Origin of the sequence: Shinella sp. NM-101 (genome assembly GCF_021401195.1) — a bacterium.
Classification (GTDB): Bacteria; Pseudomonadota; Alphaproteobacteria; order Rhizobiales; family Rhizobiaceae; genus Shinella.
This window is the reverse complement of sequence record NZ_JACBFT010000019.1, coordinates 37,963-61,038: the sequence shown is the minus strand read 5'-3', so window position 1 is coordinate 61,038 and position 23,076 is coordinate 37,963. Positions and strand designations below refer to the sequence as shown.

The window sequence follows — 23,076 nt, the reverse complement described above, 5'->3', positions numbered from 1 at the left end:
CAACCCGCTCAGAACTCCTCCCACCTTTCCGCCGCGGGCGCTGCAGACCCTGCTGCGGCCCGCATGGTGCGCGCGACGGCATGGAGCTGCGCGACAGGCGCGGGGGACGGCATGCGCTGCATGGCCTGCCCGCTCCCGGCAAGGCGGAACCTGCGGATGAGGGCGTGCAGCGCATCGGCCTCGCGGGCCATGGCATGGCTTGCCGCCGTGCTCTCCTCCACCATCGCCGCGTTCTGCTGCGTCGCCTGGTCCATCGCGTTGACCGCCTGGTTGATCTCGCGAAGACCGGCCGACTGCTCGCGCGACGCCTCCACGATGGCGGTGACGTTGACATGGACCTCCTGTACCTGCGCCAGGATTTCCTGCAGTGCCTGCCCGGTCTCGTCGACGAGCGCCACGCCGTTCTTCACCTGCACGCCGGAGGCGGTGATCAGCGTCTTGATGTCCTTGGCCGCGCTAGCCGAACGCTGGGCGAGCTCGCGCACCTCCTGCGCGACCACCGCGAAGCCCTTGCCCGCTTCGCCCGCTCGGGCGGCCTCCACGCCGGCATTGAGCGCGAGAAGGTTGGTCTGGAAGGCGATGTCGTCGATGACGCCGATGATGCTGGAGATCTCGCGGGAGGATTGCTCGATCTGCCCCATGGCGTCGATCGCCTTCCGGACGACCGCCCCGGAGTTTTCCGCGCCCGCCCGCGTCCTGGAGACGAGCGTGCCCGCCTCGTCCGCCCGCCGGCTCGAATCGCCGACCGTCGTGGTGATCTCGTCGAGCGCGGCCGCGGTCTCCTCGACGGAGGCTGCCTGCTGCTCGGTCCGGCGGGCAAGGTCGTCCGCCGCGGAGCGGATTTCCTGTGCACCGGAGGCAATCGCATTGGCATTGGCCTCGACGGTCCGCATCGCCTCGTTGAGCCCGGCCACCGCCTCGTTGAAGTCCCGGCGCACCATCTCCATGGAGGGAACGAAGGGCGTGGAGAGGTTTTGCGTGAGGTCTCCTTCCGACAGCGCCTTCAACCCCGCACCGAGCGCATTGATCGCCGACATGCGCTCCGTGACGTCCGTCGCGAGCTTCACGACCTTGTAGACCCGGCCGTTGAGATCGCGGATCGGATTATAGGCGGCCTGGATCCAGACCTCCTTGCCGCCCTTGCCGTAGCGCACGAATTCGTTGGAGATGAAGTTCCCTTCCGCAAGGCTCTTCCAGAACTGCGCATAGGCCGGGGTCTGCACATAGGCGGGATCGCAGAACATGCGGTGATGCCTGCCGCGGATCTCGGCGAGATCGTAGCCGAGCGCGGCGCAGAAATTCTCGTTGGCGTGGAGGATCTCGCCGGTCGGCGTGAACTCGATCACCGCCTGCGACCGCGACAGCGCATCGAGCTTGCTCGCATCCTCCGCCGCCCGCATCTTCGCCTCGGTGATGTCGCTGGCGACCTTGACGACCTTGTAGGGCTTGCCGCGGCGAAAGACCGGATTGTATGTCGCCTGGATCCAGATCTCGCCGCCGTCCTTGCGCAGGCGCTTGTAGCTGTCCGCATCGTAGTGGCCGCTTGCCAGCCGCGCCCAGAACTGCCGGTATTCCTCGCTCGTGGTATAGGAGGCCTCGCAGAACATGCGGTGGTGTTTTCCGACGATTTCCGTCAGCTCATAGCCCAGCGCCCGGCAGAAGTTTTCGTTGGCAGTCAGGATGGTGCCGTTGAGATCGAAATGGATCACCGCCTGCGAGCGCGACAGCGCGTCGACGATATGGGCTGCATCCATGGACTTTGCAAATGAAAGCATGACCTGTCCCTCCATGCGATCGCCACGATGCTCCGATGTTGCCGGCGTGGCCCTCGCCGATTGTTGCGTCCGGACATGGACCGCGCAGGCGGGCCATGGATTAGAGTGCACGAATTCAATCTTTGCGGGCAAAACCATTCCGCGCTCGATATATGCCTCTACAATCAAAGATGGAGAAACGAGCTTAACAATTGATAAAAAGTACACACCAAGATTTGGTCTCTGTTGCGGACGGCGCTTTTCGAGAGCTTCGGAGCCCAGCGGGTTATATCCCGGCCCTCGCAAAACTATCTCTTAGGTTGTACTGAATGGCGAACAACAAAAAACCGCCGCGCTTTCGCGCGGCGGTCTCACGTTCGATCGATGCTATCAGCCGGTCAGGCGGCGATATCGTCCATGTCGCGCTCCTTGAACATGCGCGCCAGGTTGAGGAAGCAGATCATGCCGTTCTCGTGGGCGATGATGCCCTCGGCATAGGCCTTGTCGAAGGAGGTCGTCACTTCCGGCACGGGCTGGACCTGCTCGCTGCGGATGGTGAGGATATCGGAAACCCGGTCGACGACGAGGCCGACGACCATGCTGTGCACTTCGGCGACCACGATGGCGCTGCGCTCGTTGGCTTCGGTGCTCTTCATGCCGAGCTTGTGGGCAAGGTCGATGATCGGGATCACCGTGCCGCGCAGGTTCATCACGCCGATGACGTCGGGCGGAGAATGCGGGATCGGCGTGGACGGCGCCCAGCCGCGGATTTCGCGGATCGTCGTCGTCTTCACGCAGAATTCCTGCTCGTGCAGGCGGAATGCGATGATTTCGAGCGTATCGCCGGCAAAGCCGGTCGTCTTGATTGAGGTCATCGGGATCTTCCCAGTTTGTCTGCGTATCGGCGTGATCCTATGCATGCCCTGGTTAAAATCTTTCAAACATCCGGGGAATTGTCGCACGAAACGAAAAAGGCCCCACGCTTCCGCAGGGCCTTCGTCCTGGAATGCAGGGAGACCGTCAGGTGCGCAGCACGGCCTCGAACTGTTCCAGCGCCCAGTCCACCTGGTCGCCGGTGATGACGAGCGGCGGGGCGATGCGGATCGTATCGCCATGCGTGTCCTTGGCGAGGATGCCGCGCTCCTTCAGCGCCTCGCAGTATTTCCGTGCGCCGCCGGCAGCGGGATCGAGTTCGACGGCCAGCATCAGGCCGCGGCCGCGCACGTCCTTGATGATGTTGGAGCGGATATTCTTCAGGCCCGCCTGGAAGCGCTCGCCCATGCGCTCGGAATTGCCGATCATGTCCTCCTCGACCAGCGCCTTCAGCGCGGCCCGCGCGATCGCGCAGGCGAGCGGATTGCCGCCGAAGGTCGAGCCGTGCTGGCCGGGCTTCAGCACGCCGAGCACCTCGCTGTTCGAAAGCACGGCCGAGACCGGATAGAAGCCGCCGGAAAGCGCCTTGCCGACCAGCGTCACATCCGCCTCGATGCCCTCGTGCTCCTCGGCCAGAAGCTTGCCGGTGCGGCCGAGTCCCGTCTGGATCTCGTCGAGGATCAGCGTGATGCCGTGCTTCGTGCACAGTTCGCGCACGGCCGGCAGATAGCCGGCCGGCGGGATCAGCACGCCCGCCTCGCCCTGGATCGGCTCGATGAGGAAGGCCACGGTGTTCTCGTTGATCGCCTCGCGGAAGGCGTCGATATCCCCGAACGGAACGTGGCGGAAGCCCGGCGCGAAGGGGCCGAAGCCGATGCGCGCGTCCGGGTCCGTCGAGAAGCCGACGATGCCGATGGTGCGGCCATGGAAGTTGTTGGAGCAGACGATGATCTCCGCGCGGCCCTCCGGCACGCCCTTCACCTCGTAGCCCCACTTGCGCACGGCCTTCACCGCCGTCTCGACGGCTTCCGCGCCGGAATTCATCGGCAGCACCTTGTGCGAGCCGGTCAGCGCGGCGATCTCCTCGTAGAAATGCGCGAGCTGGTCGTTGCGGAAGGCGCGCGATGTGAGCGTGAGCTTCTGAGCCTGCTCGATCATCGCCGCGAGGATCTTCGGATGGCAATGCCCCTGGTTGACCGCCGAATAGGCCGAGAGGCAGTCGAGATAGCGGTTGCCGTCGATATCCCAGACATGCACCCCCTCGCCGCGCGACAGCACCACGTCGAGCGGCTTGTAGTTGTGGGCGCCGAGGCGGTATTCGGTTTCGATCAGGCTTGCGGTCGACGGCGTCATGGGGTCCTCCAGGGTTCAGGCGCTACGGGTCGGCCGGTCGAGAATGCGGCGCCCGAAAAGGCTTGCGGTCAGTTCGACGAGGATGCGGGCGCTCTTGCCGCGGTCGTCGAGGAACGGGTTCAGCTCGACGACGTCGAGCGAGGAGACGAGGCCACTGTCGCACAGCATCTCCATGATGAGGTGGGCCTCGCGGAAGGTCGCGCCGCCCGGCACCGTCGTGCCGACCCCGGGCGCGATCTCCGGATCGAGGAAATCGACGTCGAGGCTGACATGCAGCAGGCCGTTCGCCGCTTTGATCCGGGCGATGATGTCGTGCATGATATGCGCCATGCCGATCTCGTCGACCGCGCGCATGTCGTAGACGTTGACGCCATGCTCGGCGATTTCCTCGCGCTCGCGCGCATCGACGGAGCGGATGCCGACCTGGAACACGTTCTTCGGATCGACGAAGGGGCGGCCGGTTTCGAGGATCGGCGCGAACTCGGCCTCGCCGCAGAAGAAGGCGACCGGCATGCCATGCATGTTGCCCGACGGCGAGGTCGCCGGCGAATTGAAGTCCGCATGGGCATCGAGCCAGAGCACGAAGAGCGGGCGGCCCTCGTCGGCCGCATGACGCGCCATGCCGGAGACGGACCCCATGGAAAGCGCATGGTCGCCGCCGAGCACGAGGGGGAACTTTCCGCTGCGCGCCGCATCGTAGACGGCGGTATCGAGCGCTCGCGTGAAGGCGGCGACGACCTGCAGGTTGTTCGCCTTCGCATGGTTCGGCAGGTCCCGCGCCGGCAGCGGATGAAGATCGCCCTCGTCCGTCACCGTGTGACCGAGTTCCGCCAGTGTCGTATCGACGCCTGCTATGCGCAGCGCCGTCGGTCCCATCGCCGCGCCGCGGCGGCCGGAGCCTTCTTCCAGAGGCGCGCCGATGAGCGCGATATGCGTGTTGTTCCGTTCAGCCATGTCTTCCCCGCGGCAGCGTGAGCGCCGGTTCACCCCGGCTTCGGGCGATTATTGCCGTTCGCACTGTTGGCAAAAAGAGGAAAAACTGACAAATAGTCGGACGATTTCAGCATTTTGAAAAGCATCGATCGACACAATGGTAAGCCTTGACGATCTCGACCACGCCCTGATCAGCGCGCTGCGCCACAATGCCCGCACCCCCGTCTCGTCATTGGCCGCGATGACGGGCGCTTCGCGGGCCACGGTCGCGGCCCGGATCGAGCGCCTGGTGTCCTCCGGCACCATCGCCGCCTTCACGATCAGGACCGGCGCGGAACTGACGGGAAGCGGCGTGCGCGCCATCGTGATGATCGAGGTGCACGGCAAGATGGCCGACCGCGTCGCCGCACAATTGCGCGGCCTGCCGCAGGTGCGCGCACTTCATTCCACCAACGGTCGCTGGGATTTCATTGCGGAACTGGAGGACCGCGACCTCGGCACATTCGACGAGACGCTGCATCGCATCCGCCTCATCGACGGCATCACCGTCACCGAGACGAACATCCTGCTGAAGACGACGAAGAACGCCCTGGCCTGAGCGGCCTCAATATTCCTTCTCGTAGAAGATGCCCGCGCCGGCATTGCCGGCGCTGCCGGCCTCGCCGCGCAGCTTCAGGCCGCGCCCGACGTCGAGGTTGATCACCGCCTTGGCGCCGTTCGTCTCCGGATCCTGCTTCAGCTCCAGGTAGGTCCGATCGTTCAGGTACTTGCCGGCCGAGACCGCCGCACGGCCCTCCGCATCCGTGGTGATGTCGAGGTCGTCGACGCCGAGCTTGCTGCGAAGGCTGTCGAGCAGGCCCGTGGAGTTGCCGCCGGCAAGCTGGCTGGCAGCGGCGGCGAGCTGCGCGATCTGCACGGCCGAAAGGTTCGACATGGAGCGGTTGAAGATGAGCTGGGAGAGGATTTCGTCCTGCGGCAGCGAGGGTGAGGAGGCGAAGGTCACCGTCGGATTGCTGGCAAGACCCGCAACCGTGACGGTGATTTCCGTCGTGCCGGCCGAACTGGAGGCGACAAGATCGACGGTCGGCACGAGGCCGCCGGCAAAGCCGATATGCGCGCTGGTGAATTCGAGGCGGCGCGCCAGGATTTCCATGCGGCCGCGCTTCAGCTCGAAGCCGCCGGAAACGACCGGCGCCAGGGAAGTGCCGGTGACCGTCAGGTTGCCGCCCATTTCCGCGTTGATGCCACGGCCGCGCACGAAAAGCTGGCCGGGCGATTCGATGGTGAGATCCAGCGCGATGCCGCGCGCGGCGCCGCTGGCGCCCTGCTCGCGCTGTACGTCGGCCGTCATGCGCCTGACGGCGGCCGGCGCGTTGCGGTGCTTGATGTCGATTTCCGAAAGCGACGCCGGCAGCTTCTGCGGGATGGTGATGTTCGCCTTGTTGATGTGCACCTTGCCCCCGAGCGCCAGCGCCGCGACCGGCCCCTTCAGCGTCAGGTCGCCGGTGACGTTGGCGGTCACCAGCGTGCCGTCGACATAGGTGATGTCACCGAGCTTGATCGCCACGTCGACGGGGAAGCCGCTCGCCGGATCGATGCCCACCGTGCCGCTCGCGGAAAGCTGCCCGCCGCTCGCCAACTTGCCGGAAACGGTCTCGATCACCGCCTGCCGGCCGTTCATGGTGACGCGGATAGCGAGGTTCTCGACGGCAAGGTTGCGGCGCACGTCGACAAGGCGCGCACCGCCCGCGGTGATGCTGCCGGTGACGGAAGGCGCGGCGGCCGTGCCGCCGATGGAGACATCGACATCGGCGTTGCCGGTCAGCACGAAACCCTGTCCGGAGAGCTGGCCCTGCAGCAGGCCGAACGGAACCTTGCCGTTGAACTTCAGGCCGAGCGGCGTCGCCCCGCCGATCCCGACCGTGCCGCCGCCGCGGAAGGACAGGCCGCCCGCGCCGGAAAGCACGGTATCGAGCCGCACCTGGTTGTTGGCGAATTCACCCTTGGCATTGATGTCGAGCCCGCCGATGCCGGCGCCACGGGTCTGGCTTGTCACCGCGCCCTTCCAGTCCAGCGCATAATTGACGACCGGGGCCGTCGCCTTGCCCTTCACGGTCACCGTACCGGCGATCGTACCGTCCGCGTCGAGCCCGGCAGCAAAGTTGTTGACGAGCGCGGCCGGCAACGCATCGAGGCGGAGCGACAGGTCGAGCGTCTCGCCCGCCTTGCCCGAAACGGCGACGGAGCCGCGCCCTGCCTGGATGGTCAGCCCGTCCAGCGTCGCGACGCCATTGGCGACGCCGATCGTCGCGGGCTTGGCGAGTTTCAGCGCGATGCGGCGCGGCGCGGCCTCGAAGGACTGCAGGGCGACATCGAGCCCGCCATCACCGCGCTGCAGGACCTTGCCCTTCGTTACGAGCGGCGCGCCGTCGAGGCGGCCGGTGAGGTCGAAATTCGTCGCCTGCCCTTCCCGCGAGAAGTCCAGCTTCAACGCTTCCACGCGGTTCTCGCCCGAGGTGATGCGCTCGGCACGGACCGTGCCGGTGACGGCGGCGGTCGAAAGGTCGGTGATGGCAAGATCGACCGCAGGCTTGGCGATGCTGACGGCATCGTACCGGATCGCCGAGCCCGAGGCCTGCACCGTCGCGGAGGTCTTGCCGTTGCCGGTCGCGATCTCCACCTGGCCCGCAAGGTCGCCGGCCGCCTGCTGGCCGGCCATCGCCGCGAGCAGGCCGAGATCCGGGAAATCGAAGCGGATCGTCCCGTCGGGCATGAAGTTCGGCGCAAGCGCCAGCGATCCCTTCAGCGTGTTCGCACCGATCTCGGCCTCCAGAACCGGCACGGAAATGCGCCCGCCCTCCGAGGTGATGGTGGAGCGCACGTTGATCGCCTGTCCGCCGAGCGCACCGGTCGCCGTCAGCTCGCCGGAGGGGCTGTCGGCCACGGCCTTGCCCTTCGCCGTGACGACGAGGTCGCTGAGCGTGCGGCCGGACAGCGTCGCGCCGCTGGACGTGACCCTGGCCGAAACGTCGAGCCCTTCCACCGGCCCCTTGGCGGACAGTTCGAATTCGGCTTCGCCCGCCGCATCCGCAAGCAGCTTGCCGAGGTTCAGCACCTTGCCCGTCAGCGCGGCGTCGAGGTTGCCGTTGCCGAGCGAGACGTCACCGGCCGTTTCCAGCGTGCCGGACTTGACCTGAAGGCCGGAGACCTGGACCCCGCCGTCGCCGGCCAGACCGAGCCGGCCTTCCATCGCGATCGTCGTATCGAATTTGCCGGAGAGCGCCGGCGGCAGCACCGCCGGCAGGGCGAAGAGGCGGAAGGCCACGTCCGCCTCGCGGCTTTCCAGCCCGTAGCGGCCGGACAGGGTGCCGCCGATGCTGGCGCTTTCGAGCGTTGCCGGATCGAATGCGATTTCGCTCGTCGATATGTCGAGGCTTGCAACGAGCTTTGCCGGCCCCTTGACCGCCCGGTCGACATCGGGATTGGCAAAGGCCGTGGCGCCGGTCTCGATCGTCGCCACGACCCGGCCGGACCGGTTCGCCACGTCGAAGGCCCCGCTCCTGGCCGACAGGCGGATATTCTCGATCCGGCCGGCCGGCAGTTCCGCGGAGGCGATCGCCGCCGTGACGTCGAGCGCCGCCGCGCTCGCCTCGCCGGTCAGCGAAATATCGGCGCCGTCGATCAGGACGCGCGCATCGCCCTCGGCGAGCGGCCAGCGGAAATCGATCGGTCCGTCCCTGCCGGCAAGCTTCACCGCGAAGTCGTTCGCGCCCCTGGCGCTGACCGTGCCCGAGGCGGCGAGCGTCAGCGCACCCGTCGAGATCGCGCCCTTTTCGATGCGCAGCATGTCCGAGCCGTCGAAGGCGGCAACCACATCGATGCCGGTCTCGCCGGCAAAGAGCGGGCGGAGCTGCGGCGGCATCAGCGCATCGAACGTCCCGCCGCCCTCCAGCGCGAGCGTGTGCAGGCCGCTTGCCGCAAGATCGTGCCGCCCGTCGACATGGAGCATTTCCGTGCCGTCGAGCGCGGCGGAAAGACGGCCCCGCCACTGCGACAGCGGGCCGTCTCCCGTCAGGCGGATCGAAACGGCAGGATCATCGGGCAGCTTGAGCAGCCCCGCCAGCACGCCGCCCTTGGGCTCGGCGACATCGGCCTCGAGGCGAAGCTCGTTGGCCGCCGGGTTGAAGACGATGTCGGCGACGATCCGCGCATCCGGCCGCGCTTTTTCGGAGGCGGAAAGCTTGACCGCCACGCTGTCCGCGGTGGCATCGCCACGCCCGGAGACGACGATGCGCTGGTCGCGCCCGGCGACGGCGCCCGACACGAAGAGCTCGGGAATGGCCAGCGAATCGACATGCACTTCCACCGGCAGGCTGAAAGGCTTGCTCTCGGCCGGCTCCGCATCGGCCTTCGAAACGGGCAGGCGCAACAGCGAGACCGAGGAGGCGGAAACGCGCGAGGCGTCGAAGCTGAAGAAGAGGAGCTGGAGCGGCGACCAGTCGACGGCAAGGTCGCGGATTTCCGCATAGGTGCCGTCCGCGTCGCCAAGCGTGACGGTGCCGGCGCGCAGCCGGCCGGTGAGCAGGCCCGAGGGCTCGCTGATCGAGATGACCTGGCCGCTCGCCGCCGCGATCCGTTCCGCATAGGATACGGCAACGCGCGCGCCCGTATCGGTAAAGCCGACAAAGCCCAGGCCCGCGACGATAAGCACGAGCAGGAGGGCAAGGCCGTAGCCGACATAGCGGAGCGTGGCGCGGAGAATTCGGGACAGCCTGTTCATGCTTCATCCATCTGGCGTGCGGGGAGCGCAGAATCGCTCCTAACGTCTAGAATCCCAATCGCGCGGCCGATCAAGAACCTAGATGAAAATTGAGGCGGCAGTCAGAAGGACTGGCCGATGCCGGCATAGACCCCGAAGGAGGTTCCGCCGGGATATTTCTTCAGCGGCACCGCCACGTCGAGCCGCAGCGGCCCGAACGGCGTCGCATAGCGCAGGCCGATGCCGGCGCCGGCCCTGATATCCTTGAAATCGGGCACCTCGTCGGTCGAGACCGTGCCCGCATCGATGAAGGGCACTACGCCGATCGTCTCGGTGACGCCGATGCGCACCTCCGCCGAGGCCGCGACATAGGAGCGCCCGCCGAGAAGCTGGTTCGCGCCGTTGCGCGGGGAGATCTCCTGATAGCCGTAGCCACGCACCGTGCCGCCACCGCCGAGGAAGAAGCGGCGTGTCGCCGGAATGTCGGAAAGCTCGTCGCCGCCGATGATCGTGCCGCCCGCAAGCTTGCCGGCCAGCACGAAGCGATCCTCGGCGCCGAACGCCTGGTAGCCGGTGATCGCCCCCTCGAAGCTCGAGAAGAACGTGCCGCGATACGTCTCGTAGCTCGGCTTGGCATTGATCAGGAAGCGATAGCCTTCCGTCGGGTTCAGCTTGTCGTTTCGGGTGTCGCGCACATACTCGATCGGGATGCTGGCCGTCAGGTACTTGTTCTTGCCGAAGGCGTCCTCGACATTGCTCCACATGAGTTCGCCGCCCGCGCTCACCGTGTCCCTGTCGGAGAGCTCGACGCTGACGCCCGCCGCAGCGGTGGTGGTGAACGCCTTGTAGGCGTCGGGATCGACGATCGAGGCCTTGAGGCTGGCATTGAACGTGGACGCCGGTCCGAAGGCGCCGGGCTTGGAGAAGAGGATGGCCGTGGAATAGTCGAGATCGCCGATATCCGATTCGCCGATCCGGTTGACCGATCCTTCGATGCGCAGCGATTCGGCCTGGCCGAAGAGGTTTCGATGCCCCCAGTAACCCTGGAGGCCGATGCCGTCCGTATTGGAATACTGCGCGCCGACGCCGAAATAGCGGTGCTTGCCCTCGGAGACCTCGATGGTCATGGGCAGCGATCCGTCCGGCGCGAGCGAACTCGCCTCGCGGATCGTCACGCTGGAGAAGACGCCGAGCGCACGCAGCCGCTCCGCCGCCTTGGTCAGCGCTTCCGGCGAATAGGGCTGGCCGGCATTGATGCGCGAATAGCGCTGCACGAAATCCGGATCGACCGTCTTCGTGCCGGTGACGCCGACCGGGCCGACCGGCGCGACGGGCCCGCCCTCCGCCGCGATCACCACGTCGACGGTCTGCGTCTTGTGGTCCGCCGTGGCATTGCGCTCGGTGAGCTTTGCGAGCGGCCGCCCCTCCGCCTTGAGATCGACGACGATCTTCTCGCCGGCCTTGAGGATGATGGTGGAATTGGCCTGCGCGCCGGGCACGAGGTCGTAATCGGCCGGATTGCGCCCCTCGGCATCGCCTGAAAACGCGATCTCGCCGAAGGTGAAGACGGGGCCGGGCTGCACGCTGATCGTCACGGGAATCGCGCCGCGCCGGTTGAATTCCGGGTTGGGTGGCAGGGAATCGAGATCCTGGCCGTTGACGGTGACGTTCACCACGCCGCCGTAGCGGGCGTTCTCGTAGAGTGCGGCGAGGATGCGGTCGCGGTCGTCGCGGGCCTTGATGACGAGGCCGAGATCGCCGGAGACCGGCTTTCCTTCGTCCTGCTTGAGGCGGGCCGTATTCTCGATCGCCTCCTTGAGGGCGGCATCGTCCGTGCCCGGGTCGAGCGTCAGCGAGTATTCGACGGGATCGATGACGGGCGCCGTGTCTTCCTCTTTCTCGAAGAACTTCATGCCGAAGATCTCGAAAGCCGAGGCAGGCTGCGCGGCGAAAGGACCACACGCCAGCACAGCAGCGACCGCGAGCGCGGTGCCAGCCTTCAGAAACGCAAAACTCTTTTCCGGCCGGTTCACTTTATCCCGCATCCGCAGCTATCCGTCGCCTTTCTCCTGGAGGTGCGGTGCGCGCGGCAGGCCGACAGCTTCCGACACAGACTTCAGGTGCCCCGTCATCCGGGGCTTTCAGGCAGAAACACCCTAACGCGTTAGGTTTTCCGTAATGTTAACGGCGGTTTTACACGCAGGCGCGGCAGATTTGAAGCGCCGCCGGGCATTTTATGCCTGCGGCAGGCGCGCAAAAGCCCCGGAGGCTGCTCCGGGGCTTCGCGAGAGTTGACCGTTGGCGATCAATAATAGTCGCGCGGGCACCGGTCGATGTAGCGACGGCCGTAGCGATCGCGATAGTAGCACTGGCCGGGCTGGTCGGCGACGCTGCCGATCACGGCGCCGGCAACGCCACCAATGGCCGCGCCGACGGCCGCACCGCGGACATTGCCGGTTGCCGCACCGCCGATAATGGCGCCGGAGACGGCGCCGATGCCCGCGCCCTTTTCCGTCTGGGTGCAACTGGCGACGGCCAGACCGACCAGGACGAGCGCAATGATTTTCTTCATGAACCTTCTCCAAAGTTGAACGGCGGCCCGGTTTTCCGGGTCCACCCTATCCCCTTCTACTCGACAACATACCGGGGCCGTCGGGGACGGTCAGGTCTGTCCGAGGACAAAAATATAGCCTGGAAGCGGGAAGTCCATGGCGGCAAAGTATTTTTTCAAAGCGCGAATAAACGGCCGCTCCGCTTCGTCCTGATTCGCTCGCGAGCGCGCCGCTCACGAGAAATTTCGCGCCCGCCTGAAAGTACCGGTTGATCGCCGCGCCAAAAAGTCAAATGATATGATTGTTGGGGTTGTGCCGGCGGAGGAGGAATTGCCGTCGCAACTGCCATTCCGGATGGAATGCATGCGAAGACAATACTGGCGTCGTTAGATCCCAGGCCCGCGTCGCGATGGCGCCCGCTGCATGGAATGTCGGATCGACCGCCCCCAGTGGACAGGAACCGCCAGGGAGGAACGAATGGCGAAAGTGGCAATGACCGTCAACGGCAGGAAGGTGAGCAGGGAGTGCGAGGACCGCACGCTGCTCGTGCATTTCCTGCGCGACCAGCTCGCTCTTACCGGAACCCATGTCGGCTGCGATACGTCCCAGTGCGGGGCCTGCGTCGTGCATATGGACGGCAAGGCGGTGAAGAGCTGTTCCATCCTCGCGGCCCAGGCCGCGGGCTCGGAGATCCTCACCATCGAGGGCCTTGCCGCCAATGGCGAGCTGCATCCCGTGCAGGCCGCCTTCAAGGCCAATCACGGCCTGCAATGCGGTTTCTGTACGCCCGGCATGGTGATGACCGCGGTCGACATGATCGCCCGCTACGGCGGCGCGCTCGACGAGAAGACGGTGCGCGAGAACCTCGAAGGCAATATCTGTCGATGCACCGGCTACCACAACATCGTGAAAGCCATTCTCGCCGCCGCCGAGGACATGGGCGCGGCGGGCCGGCAGGCTGCGGAATAACGGGGAGCGGAAAGGGAATGCGATAGGGCCCGGCCGCCCTCGCAGCGTCCCCTGTCCGCCACTTCCCATTCGCAATTCGCTCATTCTCGGGAGGAGATCAAGATGGGTGTCGAAGGCATCGGCGCGCGCGTCGCGCGAAAGGAAGACAAGCGGTTCCTGACCGGCAAGGGACACTATACGGACGACATGTCCGTACCGGGCATGCGCTACGCCGCATTCGTGCGCTCGCCCCATGCGCATGCGAAGATCACGAGCATCGATACGTCGGCGGCGCAGGACATGCCGGGCGTCATCGCCGTGCTCAACGGCAGGCAGATGCTGGACGACGGCATCGGCAACCTGATCTGCGGCTGGATGATCCACTCCAAGGACGGCTCGCCCATGAAGATGGGCGCCTGGCGACCGCTCGCGCATGAGACCGTGCGCTATGTCGGCGATGCCGTCGCCGTGGTCGTGGCCGACAGCCTCGGAGAGGCGCGCGATGCGGCCGAAGCCGTTATCGTCGACTACGACGTCCTGCCCGCCGTCACCGATGCCGTGAAGGCGCTGCAGACGGGCCAGCCGCAGCTTCACCCCGAGGCCCCCGGCAACCTCATCTTCGACTGGGAGATCGGCGACAGCACGGCGACCGATGCCGCCCTTGCAGCCGCCGCCCATGTCACGGAGATGAAGATCGTCAACAACCGCCTCGCGCCCAACGCGATGGAGCCGCGCGCCGCGCTCGGCATCTACGATTCGGCCGAAGACCACTATACCTGCTACACGACGAGCCAGAACCCGCACGTCGCCCGCCTCGTCATGAGCGCCTTCTACAATGTCGCGCCGGAAAACAAGCTGCGCGTCATCGCCCCCGATGTCGGCGGCGGCTTCGGCTCGAAGATCTTCATCTACCCCGAGGAGATCGTCTGCCTGTGGGCATCGAAGCGCGCGGGCGTCCCCGTCAAGTGGACGGCCGACCGCACCGAGGCGTTCCTCACCGACGCCCATGGCCGCGACCACGTCTCGACCGTCAAGATGGCCTTCGACGCCGACAACCGCATCACGGGGCTCAAGGTCGACACCATCGCCAATTTCGGCGCCTACATGTCGCTGTTCTCCTCCTCGGTGCCGACCTATCTCTACGCCACGCTGCTCTCCGGCCAGTATGCGATCCCGGCGATCCACGCCAATGTGCGGGCCGTCTACACCAACACCGTCGCCGTCGACGCCTATCGCGGCGCCGGCCGGCCGGAGGCGACCTATCTCCTCGAACGCACCATGGAGACGGCGGCCCGCGAGCTCGGCGTCTCGCCGGCCGAGCTGCGCCGCATCAATTTCATCCGCTCCTTCCCCCACCAGACGCCCGTGATCATGAACTATGACGCCGGCGACTACGAAGCCTCGCTGGAAGCGGCGATGCAGGCGGCCGACTGGAACGGTTTCCCCGCCCGCAAGGCCGAGGCCGCCGGCCGCGGCATGAAGCGCGGCATCGGCATGAGCTGCTATATCGAGGCCTGCGGCATCGCGCCGTCGGCGGCGGTCGGCTCGCTCGGCGCCGGCGTCGGCCTGTGGGAATCCGCCGAGGTGCGCGTCAACGCCGTCGGCACCATCGAGGTGCTGACCGGCTCGCACAGCCACGGCCAGGGCCACGAGACGACCTTCGCCCAGCTCGTCGCCGACCGCTTCGGCGTGCCGATCGACAGCGTCTCCATCGTGCACGGCGACACGGACAAGGTGCAGATGGGCATGGGCACCTACGGCTCGCGCTCCGGCGCGGTCGGCATGTCCGCCATCGTCAAGGCACTCGATAAGGTCGAGGCCAAGGCCAGGAAGATCGCCGCCCATCTCATGGAGGCCGACGAGAGCGACATCGTCATCGAGAACGGCGCCCTCAAGGTCGCCGGCACCGACAAGTCGGTTCCCTGGTTCCAGATGGCGCTTGCCGCCTACACGGCGCACAACCTGCCGTCCGGCATGGAGCCGGGCCTGAAGGAAGGCGCCTTCTACGACCCCTCCAACTTCACCTTCCCGGCCGGCTGCTACATCTGCGAGGTCGAGGTCGACCCGGAGACGGGCAAGACGAAGATCGTCCAGTTCGTCGCCGCCGACGACTTCGGCAACATCATCAACCCGATGATCGTCGAGGGCCAGGTGCATGGCGGCATCGCGCAGGGCATCGGCCAGGCGCTTCTGGAAGGCGTGCATTACGATCCCGATAGCGGCCAGCTCCTGACGGCAAGCTACATGGACTACACCATGCCGCGCGCCGACGACCTGCCTTCCTTCCAGGTCTCGCACCAGGTCACGCCCTGTCCCGGCAATCCGCTCGGCATCAAGGGCTGCGGCGAGGCGGGCGCCATCGGCTCGCCGCCGGCGCTGATGAACGCCATCACCGACGCCATCGGCAACAACGACCTCACCATGCCGGCAACGCCCCAGAAGGTCTGGGCGGCGGCGCTGGCCGCAAGCAACTGACGGGAGGACGCCATGTACGCAACGAATTATCATCGCGCCTCCTCCCTCGCGGATGCGGCCAGGCTGCAATCGTCGTCCGACGAGGCGAAATACGTCTCCGGCGGCATGACGCTGATCCCGACCATGAAGCAGCGGCTCGCCGCCCCCTCCGATCTCGTGGACCTGCGCCACGTCCCCGAGCTCAAGGGCATCTCGGTCAGCGGCAACAGGGTCAGGATCGGCGCCGGCACGACGCATCACGAGGTCTCGACCTCGGCGGAGCTGAAGGCGGTCTGCCCGGCGATCTGCCACCTGGCCTCCCATATCGGCGATCCGCATGTGCGCCACATGGGCACGATCGGCGGCTCCATCGCCAACAACGACCCGGCCGCCGACTATCCCTCCGCCATGCTGGCGCTGGGCGCGACGATCGTCACCGACAGGCGCGAGATCGCCGCCGACGACTTCTTCACCGGCCTCTTCGAGACGGCGCTGGAGGACGGCGAGATCATCGTCGCGGTCACCTTCGAGACGCCGGCAAGGGCCGCCTATGCCAAGTTCCCCAACCCCGCCTCGCGCTACGCCATGGCGGGCGTCTTCGTGGCGAAGGCATGGGACGGCAGCGTGCGGGCGGCGGTGACGGGCGCAGGCTCCAACGGCGTCTTCCGCCATGCCGGGCTGGAGGCGGCGCTTTCCGCAAACTGGTCGGCGGACGCCGCGTCAGGCATCACGGTCGATGCGGCGGACATGCTCTCGGATATCCACGGCAGCGCCGAATACCGCGCGAACCTGGTGAAGGTCATGGCCAAGCGCGCGGTCGCCGCCGCCTGATACCATCACGAAAGCGGAAACACTTCGGACAAAAGGACGGTTGAGGCCGTCCTTTTTTCGTGCAGACTTGACATGCATCAACAGGAAATGGCCTTTGGTGACCTAACATACATTGGAATGGTTCAAAGGTGGCGCCGATTTGCCGCAGCGCGGTGCGTTGCAGCGGAACGGCACCTGATATAGCCGATTGAACGACAGCCAACGACGACAGTGTCCGGGTTTTCGCCGGACAGGAGACCCCGGATGGACTTCGAGACCTACTTCAAGAACGAACTGGACGGCCTGCATCAGGAAGGCCGCTATCGCATCTTCGCCGACCTGGAGCGCCAGAAGGGCAACTTCCCGAAGGCGACCCGCTATACGGCGGAAGGTCCCAAGGACGTCACGGTCTGGTGCTCAAACGACTATCTCGGCATGGGTCAGCATCCGACCGTCACCGAAGCCATGAAGCGCGCCATCGACCAGTGCGGCGCCGGCGCCGGCGGCACCCGCAACATCTCCGGCACGAATCACTACCATGTGCTCCTGGAGCAGGAACTCGCCGACCTGCACGGCAAGGAATCGGCCCTGCTCTTCACCTCCGGCTACGTCTCCAACTGGGCTGCGCTCGGCACGCTCTGTTCCAGGATCCCCGGCATCATCTGTTTCTCCGATGCCGGCAACCACGCCTCGATGATCGAGGGCATCCGCCACTCCAAGTGCGAGCGCGTGATCTGGAAGCACAATGATCTCAAGGATCTCGAAGCCAAGCTCGCCAGCGCCGACCCGAAGGCGCCGAAGCTGATCGCCTTCGAATCGGTCTATTCGATGGACGGCGACATCGCTCCCATCAAGGAGATCTGCGACCTCGCCGACAAGTACGGCGCGATGACCTATCTCGACGAAGTCCACGCTGTCGGCATGTACGGCCCGCGCGGCGGCGGCATTGCCGAACGCGAAGGCCTGATGCACCGGCTGACCGTCATCGAAGGCACGCTCGGCAAGGCCTTCGGCGTCATGGGCGGCTATATCACCGGCTCCGCCGCGCTCTGCGACTTCGTCCGCTCCTTCGCTTCCGGCTTCATCTTCACGACGGCCCTGCCGCCGACGCTCGCCGCCGGCGCCCTCGCCTCGATCCGCCACCTCAAGGAAAGCCAGGTCGAGCGCCTCGCCCATCAGGCGCGCGTGCGCAAGCTGCGTGCGCTTCTCGACCGCAACGGCATTCCGCATATGCCGAACCCGAGCCATATCGTGCCGGTCATGGTGGGTGACGCGGCCAAGTGCAAATGGATCTCGGACCTGCTGCTCGACAATTTCGGCGTCTATGTCCAGCCGATCAACTACCCGACCGTGCCGAAGAAGACCGAGCGCCTGCGCATCACGCCGACGCCGCTGCACACGGATGCCGACATCGAGCATCTCGTCGGCGCGCTGCATGCGCTCTGGTCGCGCTGCGCGCTCGCCCGCGCCGTCGCCTGACAGGGTAAGTTCGAGAAAGCCTATCCGATGAGCCCGGCGGCCACCCGCCGGGCTTCTTCGTCGGCGGCGAAGACATCGTCCATGGAGGACGCCGGCGGCAGGTGCGAGAGCCTGTCCATCACCTCCTCGGCAATGTCGGCCATGGCGAGGAAGCCGATGCGCCCGGCGACGAAGGCATGGAACGCCACCTCCTCGGCGGCATTCATCACGGCGCCCTGCAACCCGCCGCGCGTGAGCGCCGTGCGGGCAAGCCGAAGCGCCGGGAAACGCACCTCGTCCGGCGCCTCGAAATCGAGCCGCGCCAGCCTGGCGAAATCCAGCCGGTCGACATTGAGCGGCGCACGCGCGGGATAGGTCAGCGCATAGCCGATGGCCGTGCGCATGTCGGGCGCGCCGAGCTGCGCCAGCACCGAGCCGTCGACATAGCCCACCATGGAATGGACGATCGACTGCGGATGGACGATCACCTCGATCTGGTCCGGCCTGACGTCGAAGAGATGCTTCGCCTCGATCATCTCCAGCGCCTTGTTGAACATCGAGGCGCTGCCGATCGAGATTTTCAGGCCCATCGACCAGTTGGGATGGGCGCGCGCGATGTCGGCGGTGACGCCCGCCATCTCATCGCGGCTCCAGGTGCGGAAAGGACCGCCCGAGGCCGTCAGCACGATGCGCTCGACGGCGTGGCGCTGGTCGTCCTCCAGCGCCTGGAAGATCGCGCTGTGCTCGCTGTCGACGGGAATGAGCCGCCCGCCGCCCGCCGCAACGGCCTTGACGAAGAGGTCGCCCGCCGAGACGAGGCATTCCTTGTTGGCAAGCGCGATATCCGCGCCTTTCTTGGCCGCGGCAAGCGTCGGCGCAAGACCGGCCGTGCCGACGATGGCCGCCATCACCCAGTCCGCATCGGCCGAGGCCGCCTCCAGCAGCGCCTCGCGCCCGGCCGCCGCCGCGATGCCGCTGCCGGAAAGCGCATCCTTGAGCGCGCCGTAGCGGCTCTCGTCCGCCGTCACCGCCATCCGCGCGCCGCAATCCCTGGCCTGCGCGGCGAGGAGCTCCACATTGCCGTTGCCGGTCAGCGCCAGCACCTCGTAGCGCTCGCGTCCGCCGAGCTGGCGCACCACGTCGAGCGTGCTGGTGCCGATGGAGCCTGTGGAGCCGAGAACGGTAATGCGGCGCTTCTGCAGCGCGTCGGGAGCCATGGGGATATCCGCTGTTTCTTCTTGTCAGGAAAGGCTCTACAGGCGAAAGACGCCTGCAACAAGTCGCCGAAATGCTGTAAAGCAACCGGTGCGCCAGTCTTCTGGCACCCGTGTCTTGACCTTTTCGCCCGGACGGCCATAACGTCCCGTCAAAGCGGTCTTCCGCCTTGACGCGATTGGAGAAATCTGTGCACCAACGCCTGAGAGTATGGACCCTCGCCTGCCTCGCCCTTCTGGCGGCAGCTCCGGCCTATGCAGACGAACCCGTCCCCGGTGGCCTCGGCGGCACCTGGCTTGCCGAGGACATCGGCGGCGGCGGTGTCATCGACAACCTGCAGACGACGCTGGAGATCAAGCCGGACGGGTCCTACGGCGGCAATGGCGGCTGCAACACCTATCGCGGCAAGCTGAAGGTCCAGAACGGCAACATCGCCTTCGCGCCGGCCGCCGCCACGCGCAAGATGTGCGCCCCGGCCATCATGGACCAGGAGCAGAAGTTCTTCGACGCGCTCGGCACCGTGACCTCCTGGAAGCTGGAGAACGGCATCCTGCACCTGACGGGCAAGGAAGGCGCGCAGGCGATCCGGCTCGCCGGCCTCAAGAACAACACCGACATCGTCATCCGCCTGCCCGGGCCCGAGCAGAGCGTGGCGCGCGAGACGCTGACCTACCAGTGCGACGCCGATCAGCGCATCAGCGTCGAATACATCAATGTCGGCGCCAATTCGCTGGCCGTCGTGCGCATCGGCGAAGAGACCGTCATCGCCGCCAACGTCATGGCCGCCTCCGGCGCCAAATATGCCGGCGGCCATTTCGAATGGTGGACGAAGGGCGACGAGGCGACGCTCTACGACCTGACCCGCGGCGAGAACGCGCCGGGCGTCAACTGCCGCAAGTCCGGCTGAGCCGGCACGGGGCATCGGAGGAAAGCACATGCCCACATTCAGCGTCGGCCAGAAGGTGGTCTGCATCAACGACCGCTTCAAGAACGTGTCGATCGACCAGGGCATCCGCAAGGGGCAGGTCTATACGGTCCGCTGGGCCGGCCATTACCGCCACTATGTCGATGGCGATTTCTACGGCATCAAGCTGATGGAACTCTACCGCGGCAACGACGACGGCCCCGAAGGCTACGGCGCCGTCGACATGCCTTTCCGCGCCAGCCGCTTCCGCCCGCTGGTCTCGGACCGCATCCGCAGCATGCTCGGCATCAAGGCACCGCAGCCGAAGGTCGTGACCAAGCCCTCGATCGTCCCCGCCGTCCGAACGAAGCCCAGGATCGTCACGCCGGAGCGCGAGACGGAAGACGTATAAGAACCATTTGCCGGAGAAATGGTGATCCCGCCGCGATTCGAACGCGGGACCCCCAGATTAGGAATCTGGTGCTCTATCCTGCTGAGCTACGGGACCACTGACTGCACCCATACAAAAGCCGCGGGCCGAAGCCAAGCGATTTTCGGCGTATCCGTTGGGGAAACAGTCGAGTGACCCACAGGGTCGGCCATCCCTTCACGGGATGCCGATGACCGAGGTGCCTGCCCTGCTTTCAGTCGGCCAGCCGGCTTTCGGCGAGCTTGACCCAATAGGTCACGCCGTGCGGGATGGCGTCGTCGTTGAAGTCGTAGGCGGGGTGGTGCAGGCCTGCCGTGTCGCCGTTGCCGAGGAAGACGAAAGCGCCCGGCCGGGCAAGCAACATGTAGGAAAAGTCCTCGCCGCCCATCATAGGGTCAAGCGCGGCATGGACCGCCGCTTCGCCGGCGATTTCCCGCGCCACAGCCACCGCGTGGCCCGTCTCTTCCGGATGGTTGACCGTGACGGGATAGTTTCGATGGTAGGCGACGGTGATCTCCGCGCCGTGCGCGGCGGCAAGGCCGGCGCAGATCTGCCGGATGCGGGCCTCCGCCTCCTCGCGCATGTCCGGGCTCAGCGTGCGCACCGTGCCGGCAAGCTGCGCCTCCTCGGGAATGACGTTGTGGGCAAAGCCCGCATTGAACTTGGTGACGGAGACGACGAGCGAAGCAACGGGATCGGCGACGCGCGAGACGATCGTCTGCAGCGCCGTCACCACCTGCGCGCCGATGACGATGGGATCGACCGTCTTGTGCGGCAAGGCCGCATGGCCGCCGTGGCCTTTCACCTTGATGGTGAACTCGTCCGTCGCCGCCATGATCGCGCCGGGCCGCGTGCCGAAGGTACCGACCGGCAGGCCGGGCAGGTTGTGCATGCCGTAGACCTCGGCGATGCCGAAGCGCTCCATCATGCCGTCCTTGACCATCTCGTTGCCGCCGCCGCCGCCCTCTTCGGCCGGCTGGAAGATGACCGCGACATTGCCGGCGAAATTGCGCGTCTCGGCAAGGTACTTCGCCGCGCCGAGCAGCATCGCCGTATGGCCGTCATGGCCGCAGGCGTGCATCTTGCCCCTGACGGTCGAGGACCAGGGCTTGCCGCTGGTCTCCTCGATCGGCAGCGCGTCCATGTCGGCGCGAAGGCCGATGGCGCGTCCCTCGCCCCCACCGTCGCGCCTGCCGCGGATGAGCCCGACGACGCCGGTGCGGCCGATGCCGGTCACCACCTCGTCGACGCCGAATTCACGCAGCTTCTCCGCCACGAAGGCGGCCGTCTTCTCCACCGCGAAGAGAAGTTCCGGCTCCCGGTGCAGATGCCTGCGCCATCCGGCGATTTCGTCCTGCAGTTCTGCGGCGCGGTTGAGAACGGGCATGCAACACTTCCTGTCATTTCGGCCGGAAAGTCGGCCATCCCTTTTCGATGGCTTTGCCATCACGGTGCCATATAGGTTAAATAGGGCGACGGTTCGAGACAACTCCCGATTTCGAGGACAGACCTTTGCAGATGAACGGACGAACGACGCGCCGGAGCGCATGGTTTTTGGGCTCCGCCCTGTTGCTCACCACAGGCCTTGCGGCCAACACCACCCTGGCCAACCCGCGCATGCTGGTGGACGTCAACACGCTGAAGGTCATCGAGCACGAGGATGCCTTCCAGCGCTGGTATCCCGCCTCGCTCACCAAGCTGATGACGGCCTACACGGTGTTCCGCGCCATCAAGGCCGGCGAACTGACGCTGGAAAGCCCGGTCACCATGACCAAGAACGCCGCCGCCGAACCGCCGAGCAAGATGTATTTCAAGCCCGGCCAGAAGATGACGCTCGACAGCGCGCTGAAGATCATCCTCGTCAAGTCGGCCAACGACGTCGCGGTCGCCATCGCCGAATCGGTCGGCGGCTCCGAACAGGGCTTCGTCAACCGCATGAACGCCGAAGCCGCCCGCATCGGCATGAGCTCCTCGCACTTCATCAACCCGCACGGCCTGCCCGGCAAGGGCCAGTACACGACGGCGCGCGACCTTGCCGTGCTCGCCGTGACGCTGAAGCGCGAATTCCCGCAATATGCCTCCTACTTCTCGCTGGAAGGCTTCACCACGGGCAAGAAGCAGTATCCCAACTTCAACATGCTGATCGGCCGCTTCGACGGCGCGGACGGCATGAAGACGGGCTTCATCTGCGCCTCCGGCTTCAACCAGGTCTCCTCGGCGACCCGCAACGGCCGCAGCGTGGTGTCCGTCGTGCTCGGCTCCGACAGCCTCGGCGCACGCGCCGACATTTCCGCCGGCATGCTGGAAAAGGGCCTGACGAGCCGGGTCGGCAATGTGCCGACGCTCGGCCAGCTCCGCCCCTACGGCGAGACGCGCGACAGCGTCGCCGACATTTCGGAGGGCATCTGCTCCAAGCACGCCGCCAAGGTGCGCAGCGAGGGACGGGACGAGGCAGGCCGCCAGAAGCTGGCCTCCCCCTATATCCACGAGCTGAACAGGCCGCTGAAACTCGTCTATGCCGGCCTCATCGCGGGTGAAGACGCCAAGCCGACCGGCAGCGAGCAGGTCGCCGCCGGCGACATCGGCGACATGGTCAACGTGCCGATCCCGATCCCGCGGCCGACCTTCTGACA

General features: G+C 66.2%; 17 protein-coding genes and 1 tRNA gene. 8 read left to right on the top strand and 10 right to left on the bottom strand.

Annotation, left to right across the window (positions count from 1 at the left end; all coding sequences use genetic code 11):
- Positions 1-8: 8 nt before the first annotated feature.
- The 4 genes from L0976_RS24600 to rocF form a co-directional block, all read right to left on the bottom strand.
- Positions 9-1,775 (bottom strand): PAS domain-containing methyl-accepting chemotaxis protein, encoded by a 1,767-nt coding sequence (locus tag L0976_RS24600; protein ID WP_234189601.1) that lies wholly within the window; start codon positions 1,773-1,775, stop codon positions 9-11.
- A 377-nt stretch (positions 1,776-2,152) separates the two neighbouring features.
- Positions 2,153-2,629, bottom strand: coding sequence for a chemotaxis protein CheW (locus L0976_RS24595; protein ID WP_203316602.1), 477 nt, complete (start codon positions 2,627-2,629; stop codon positions 2,153-2,155).
- A 145-nt stretch (positions 2,630-2,774) separates the two neighbouring features.
- The gene (gene rocD / locus L0976_RS24590; protein WP_203316603.1) at positions 2,775-3,980 is read right to left on the bottom strand and encodes an ornithine--oxo-acid transaminase; all 1,206 of its coding nucleotides are present in this window, start codon (positions 3,978-3,980) and stop codon (positions 2,775-2,777) included.
- Between the two features lie 15 nt (positions 3,981-3,995).
- Positions 3,996-4,934: an arginase gene (rocF, locus tag L0976_RS24585; protein WP_203316604.1), complete on the bottom strand. Its 939-nt coding sequence runs from the start codon at positions 4,932-4,934 to the stop codon at positions 3,996-3,998.
- 136 nt (positions 4,935-5,070) lie between these two features.
- Between rocF and L0976_RS24580 the strand changes: the two genes are divergently transcribed.
- Entirely contained in the window at positions 5,071-5,511 is a 441-nt protein-coding gene (locus tag L0976_RS24580) for an Lrp/AsnC family transcriptional regulator (protein WP_203316605.1), read from the top strand.
- A 6-nt stretch (positions 5,512-5,517) separates the two neighbouring features.
- Here the strand turns inward: L0976_RS24580 and L0976_RS24575 are convergent, their stop codons facing one another.
- The 3 genes from L0976_RS24575 to L0976_RS24565 all read right to left on the bottom strand — a co-directional run bounded on the left by L0976_RS24575 (position 5,518) and on the right by L0976_RS24565 (position 12,244).
- Positions 5,518-9,693, bottom strand: a complete 4,176-nt coding sequence (locus L0976_RS24575; protein ID WP_234189600.1) for a translocation/assembly module TamB domain-containing protein — start codon at positions 9,691-9,693, stop codon at positions 5,518-5,520.
- 101 nt (positions 9,694-9,794) lie between these two features.
- On the bottom strand, positions 9,795-11,717 hold the full coding sequence (locus tag L0976_RS24570; RefSeq protein WP_234189599.1) for an autotransporter assembly complex family protein: 1,923 nt from the start codon (positions 11,715-11,717) through the stop codon (positions 9,795-9,797).
- A gap of 260 nt (positions 11,718-11,977) precedes the next feature.
- A complete protein-coding gene (locus L0976_RS24565) occupies positions 11,978-12,244 on the bottom strand; it encodes a YMGG-like glycine zipper-containing protein (protein ID WP_203316608.1) in 267 nt (88 codons plus the stop codon).
- 457 nt (positions 12,245-12,701) lie between these two features.
- On the opposite strand from L0976_RS24565, the gene L0976_RS24560 reads away from it, so the two are divergent.
- The 4 genes from L0976_RS24560 to hemA all read left to right on the top strand — a co-directional run bounded on the left by L0976_RS24560 (position 12,702) and on the right by hemA (position 17,915).
- Positions 12,702-13,193, top strand: a complete 492-nt coding sequence (locus L0976_RS24560) for a (2Fe-2S)-binding protein (protein ID WP_234189597.1) — start codon at positions 12,702-12,704, stop codon at positions 13,191-13,193.
- Between the two features lie 102 nt (positions 13,194-13,295).
- Positions 13,296-15,647, top strand: a complete 2,352-nt coding sequence (locus L0976_RS24555) for a xanthine dehydrogenase family protein molybdopterin-binding subunit (protein ID WP_234189596.1) — start codon at positions 13,296-13,298, stop codon at positions 15,645-15,647.
- A gap of 12 nt (positions 15,648-15,659) precedes the next feature.
- Positions 15,660-16,457 (top strand): xanthine dehydrogenase family protein subunit M, encoded by a 798-nt coding sequence (locus L0976_RS24550; protein ID WP_203316611.1) that lies wholly within the window; start codon positions 15,660-15,662, stop codon positions 16,455-16,457.
- 243 nt (positions 16,458-16,700) lie between these two features.
- On the top strand, positions 16,701-17,915 hold the full coding sequence (gene hemA, locus L0976_RS24545) for a 5-aminolevulinate synthase (RefSeq protein WP_203316612.1): 1,215 nt from the start codon (positions 16,701-16,703) through the stop codon (positions 17,913-17,915).
- A 20-nt stretch (positions 17,916-17,935) separates the two neighbouring features.
- Here hemA and dxr read toward each other — a convergent pair whose 3' ends face one another.
- On the bottom strand, positions 17,936-19,111 hold the full coding sequence (gene dxr, locus L0976_RS24540) for a 1-deoxy-D-xylulose-5-phosphate reductoisomerase (RefSeq protein WP_234189595.1): 1,176 nt from the start codon (positions 19,109-19,111) through the stop codon (positions 17,936-17,938).
- A gap of 188 nt (positions 19,112-19,299) precedes the next feature.
- Here dxr and L0976_RS24535 point away from each other — a divergent pair, with 188 nt between their 5' ends.
- Together L0976_RS24535 and L0976_RS24530 are read left to right on the top strand one after the other, a co-directional pair.
- Positions 19,300-20,016, top strand: coding sequence for an META domain-containing protein (locus tag L0976_RS24535; protein WP_234189594.1), 717 nt, complete (start codon positions 19,300-19,302; stop codon positions 20,014-20,016).
- A 28-nt stretch (positions 20,017-20,044) separates the two neighbouring features.
- Entirely contained in the window at positions 20,045-20,425 is a 381-nt protein-coding gene (locus L0976_RS24530) for a CAP-Gly domain protein (protein ID WP_234189592.1), read from the top strand.
- Between the two features lie 19 nt (positions 20,426-20,444).
- On the opposite strand, the gene L0976_RS24525 is transcribed toward L0976_RS24530, so the two are convergent.
- Positions 20,445-20,521: transfer RNA gene (locus L0976_RS24525), tRNA-Arg, on the bottom strand.
- Between the two features lie 136 nt (positions 20,522-20,657).
- Positions 20,658-21,830, bottom strand: coding sequence for a M20 aminoacylase family protein (locus tag L0976_RS24520; RefSeq protein ID WP_234189589.1), 1,173 nt, complete (start codon positions 21,828-21,830; stop codon positions 20,658-20,660).
- A 131-nt stretch (positions 21,831-21,961) separates the two neighbouring features.
- Here L0976_RS24520 and L0976_RS24515 point away from each other — a divergent pair, with 131 nt between their 5' ends.
- Positions 21,962-23,074, top strand: a complete 1,113-nt coding sequence (locus L0976_RS24515) for a D-alanyl-D-alanine carboxypeptidase family protein (RefSeq protein WP_234189588.1) — start codon at positions 21,962-21,964, stop codon at positions 23,072-23,074.
- Positions 23,075-23,076: the final 2 nt, after the last annotated feature.

Excerpts from the sequence above, each read along its gene's own strand:
- L0976_RS24600 (WP_234189601.1), bottom strand. The coding sequence starts at position 1,775 with ATGCTTTCATTTGCAAAGTCCATGGATGCAGCCCATATCGTCGACGCG.
- L0976_RS24595 (WP_203316602.1), bottom strand. The coding sequence starts at position 2,629 with ATGACCTCAATCAAGACGACCGGCTTTGCCGGCGATACGCTCGAAATC.
- rocD (WP_203316603.1), bottom strand. The coding sequence starts at position 3,980 with ATGACGCCGTCGACCGCAAGCCTGATCGAAACCGAATACCGCCTCGGC.
- rocF (WP_203316604.1), bottom strand. The coding sequence starts at position 4,934 with ATGGCTGAACGGAACAACACGCATATCGCGCTCATCGGCGCGCCTCTG.
- L0976_RS24580 (WP_203316605.1), top strand. The coding sequence starts at position 5,071 with ATGGTAAGCCTTGACGATCTCGACCACGCCCTGATCAGCGCGCTGCGC.
- L0976_RS24575 (WP_234189600.1), bottom strand. The coding sequence starts at position 9,693 with ATGAACAGGCTGTCCCGAATTCTCCGCGCCACGCTCCGCTATGTCGGC.
- L0976_RS24570 (WP_234189599.1), bottom strand. The coding sequence starts at position 11,717 with ATGCGGGATAAAGTGAACCGGCCGGAAAAGAGTTTTGCGTTTCTGAAG.
- L0976_RS24565 (WP_203316608.1), bottom strand. The coding sequence starts at position 12,244 with ATGAAGAAAATCATTGCGCTCGTCCTGGTCGGTCTGGCCGTCGCCAGT.
- L0976_RS24560 (WP_234189597.1), top strand. The coding sequence starts at position 12,702 with ATGGCGAAAGTGGCAATGACCGTCAACGGCAGGAAGGTGAGCAGGGAG.
- L0976_RS24555 (WP_234189596.1), top strand. The coding sequence starts at position 13,296 with ATGGGTGTCGAAGGCATCGGCGCGCGCGTCGCGCGAAAGGAAGACAAG.
- L0976_RS24550 (WP_203316611.1), top strand. The coding sequence starts at position 15,660 with ATGTACGCAACGAATTATCATCGCGCCTCCTCCCTCGCGGATGCGGCC.
- hemA (WP_203316612.1), top strand. The coding sequence starts at position 16,701 with ATGGACTTCGAGACCTACTTCAAGAACGAACTGGACGGCCTGCATCAG.
- dxr (WP_234189595.1), bottom strand. The coding sequence starts at position 19,111 with ATGGCTCCCGACGCGCTGCAGAAGCGCCGCATTACCGTTCTCGGCTCC.
- L0976_RS24530 (WP_234189592.1), top strand. The coding sequence starts at position 20,045 with ATGCCCACATTCAGCGTCGGCCAGAAGGTGGTCTGCATCAACGACCGC.
- L0976_RS24520 (WP_234189589.1), bottom strand. The coding sequence starts at position 21,830 with ATGCCCGTTCTCAACCGCGCCGCAGAACTGCAGGACGAAATCGCCGGA.
- L0976_RS24515 (WP_234189588.1), top strand. The coding sequence starts at position 21,962 with ATGAACGGACGAACGACGCGCCGGAGCGCATGGTTTTTGGGCTCCGCC.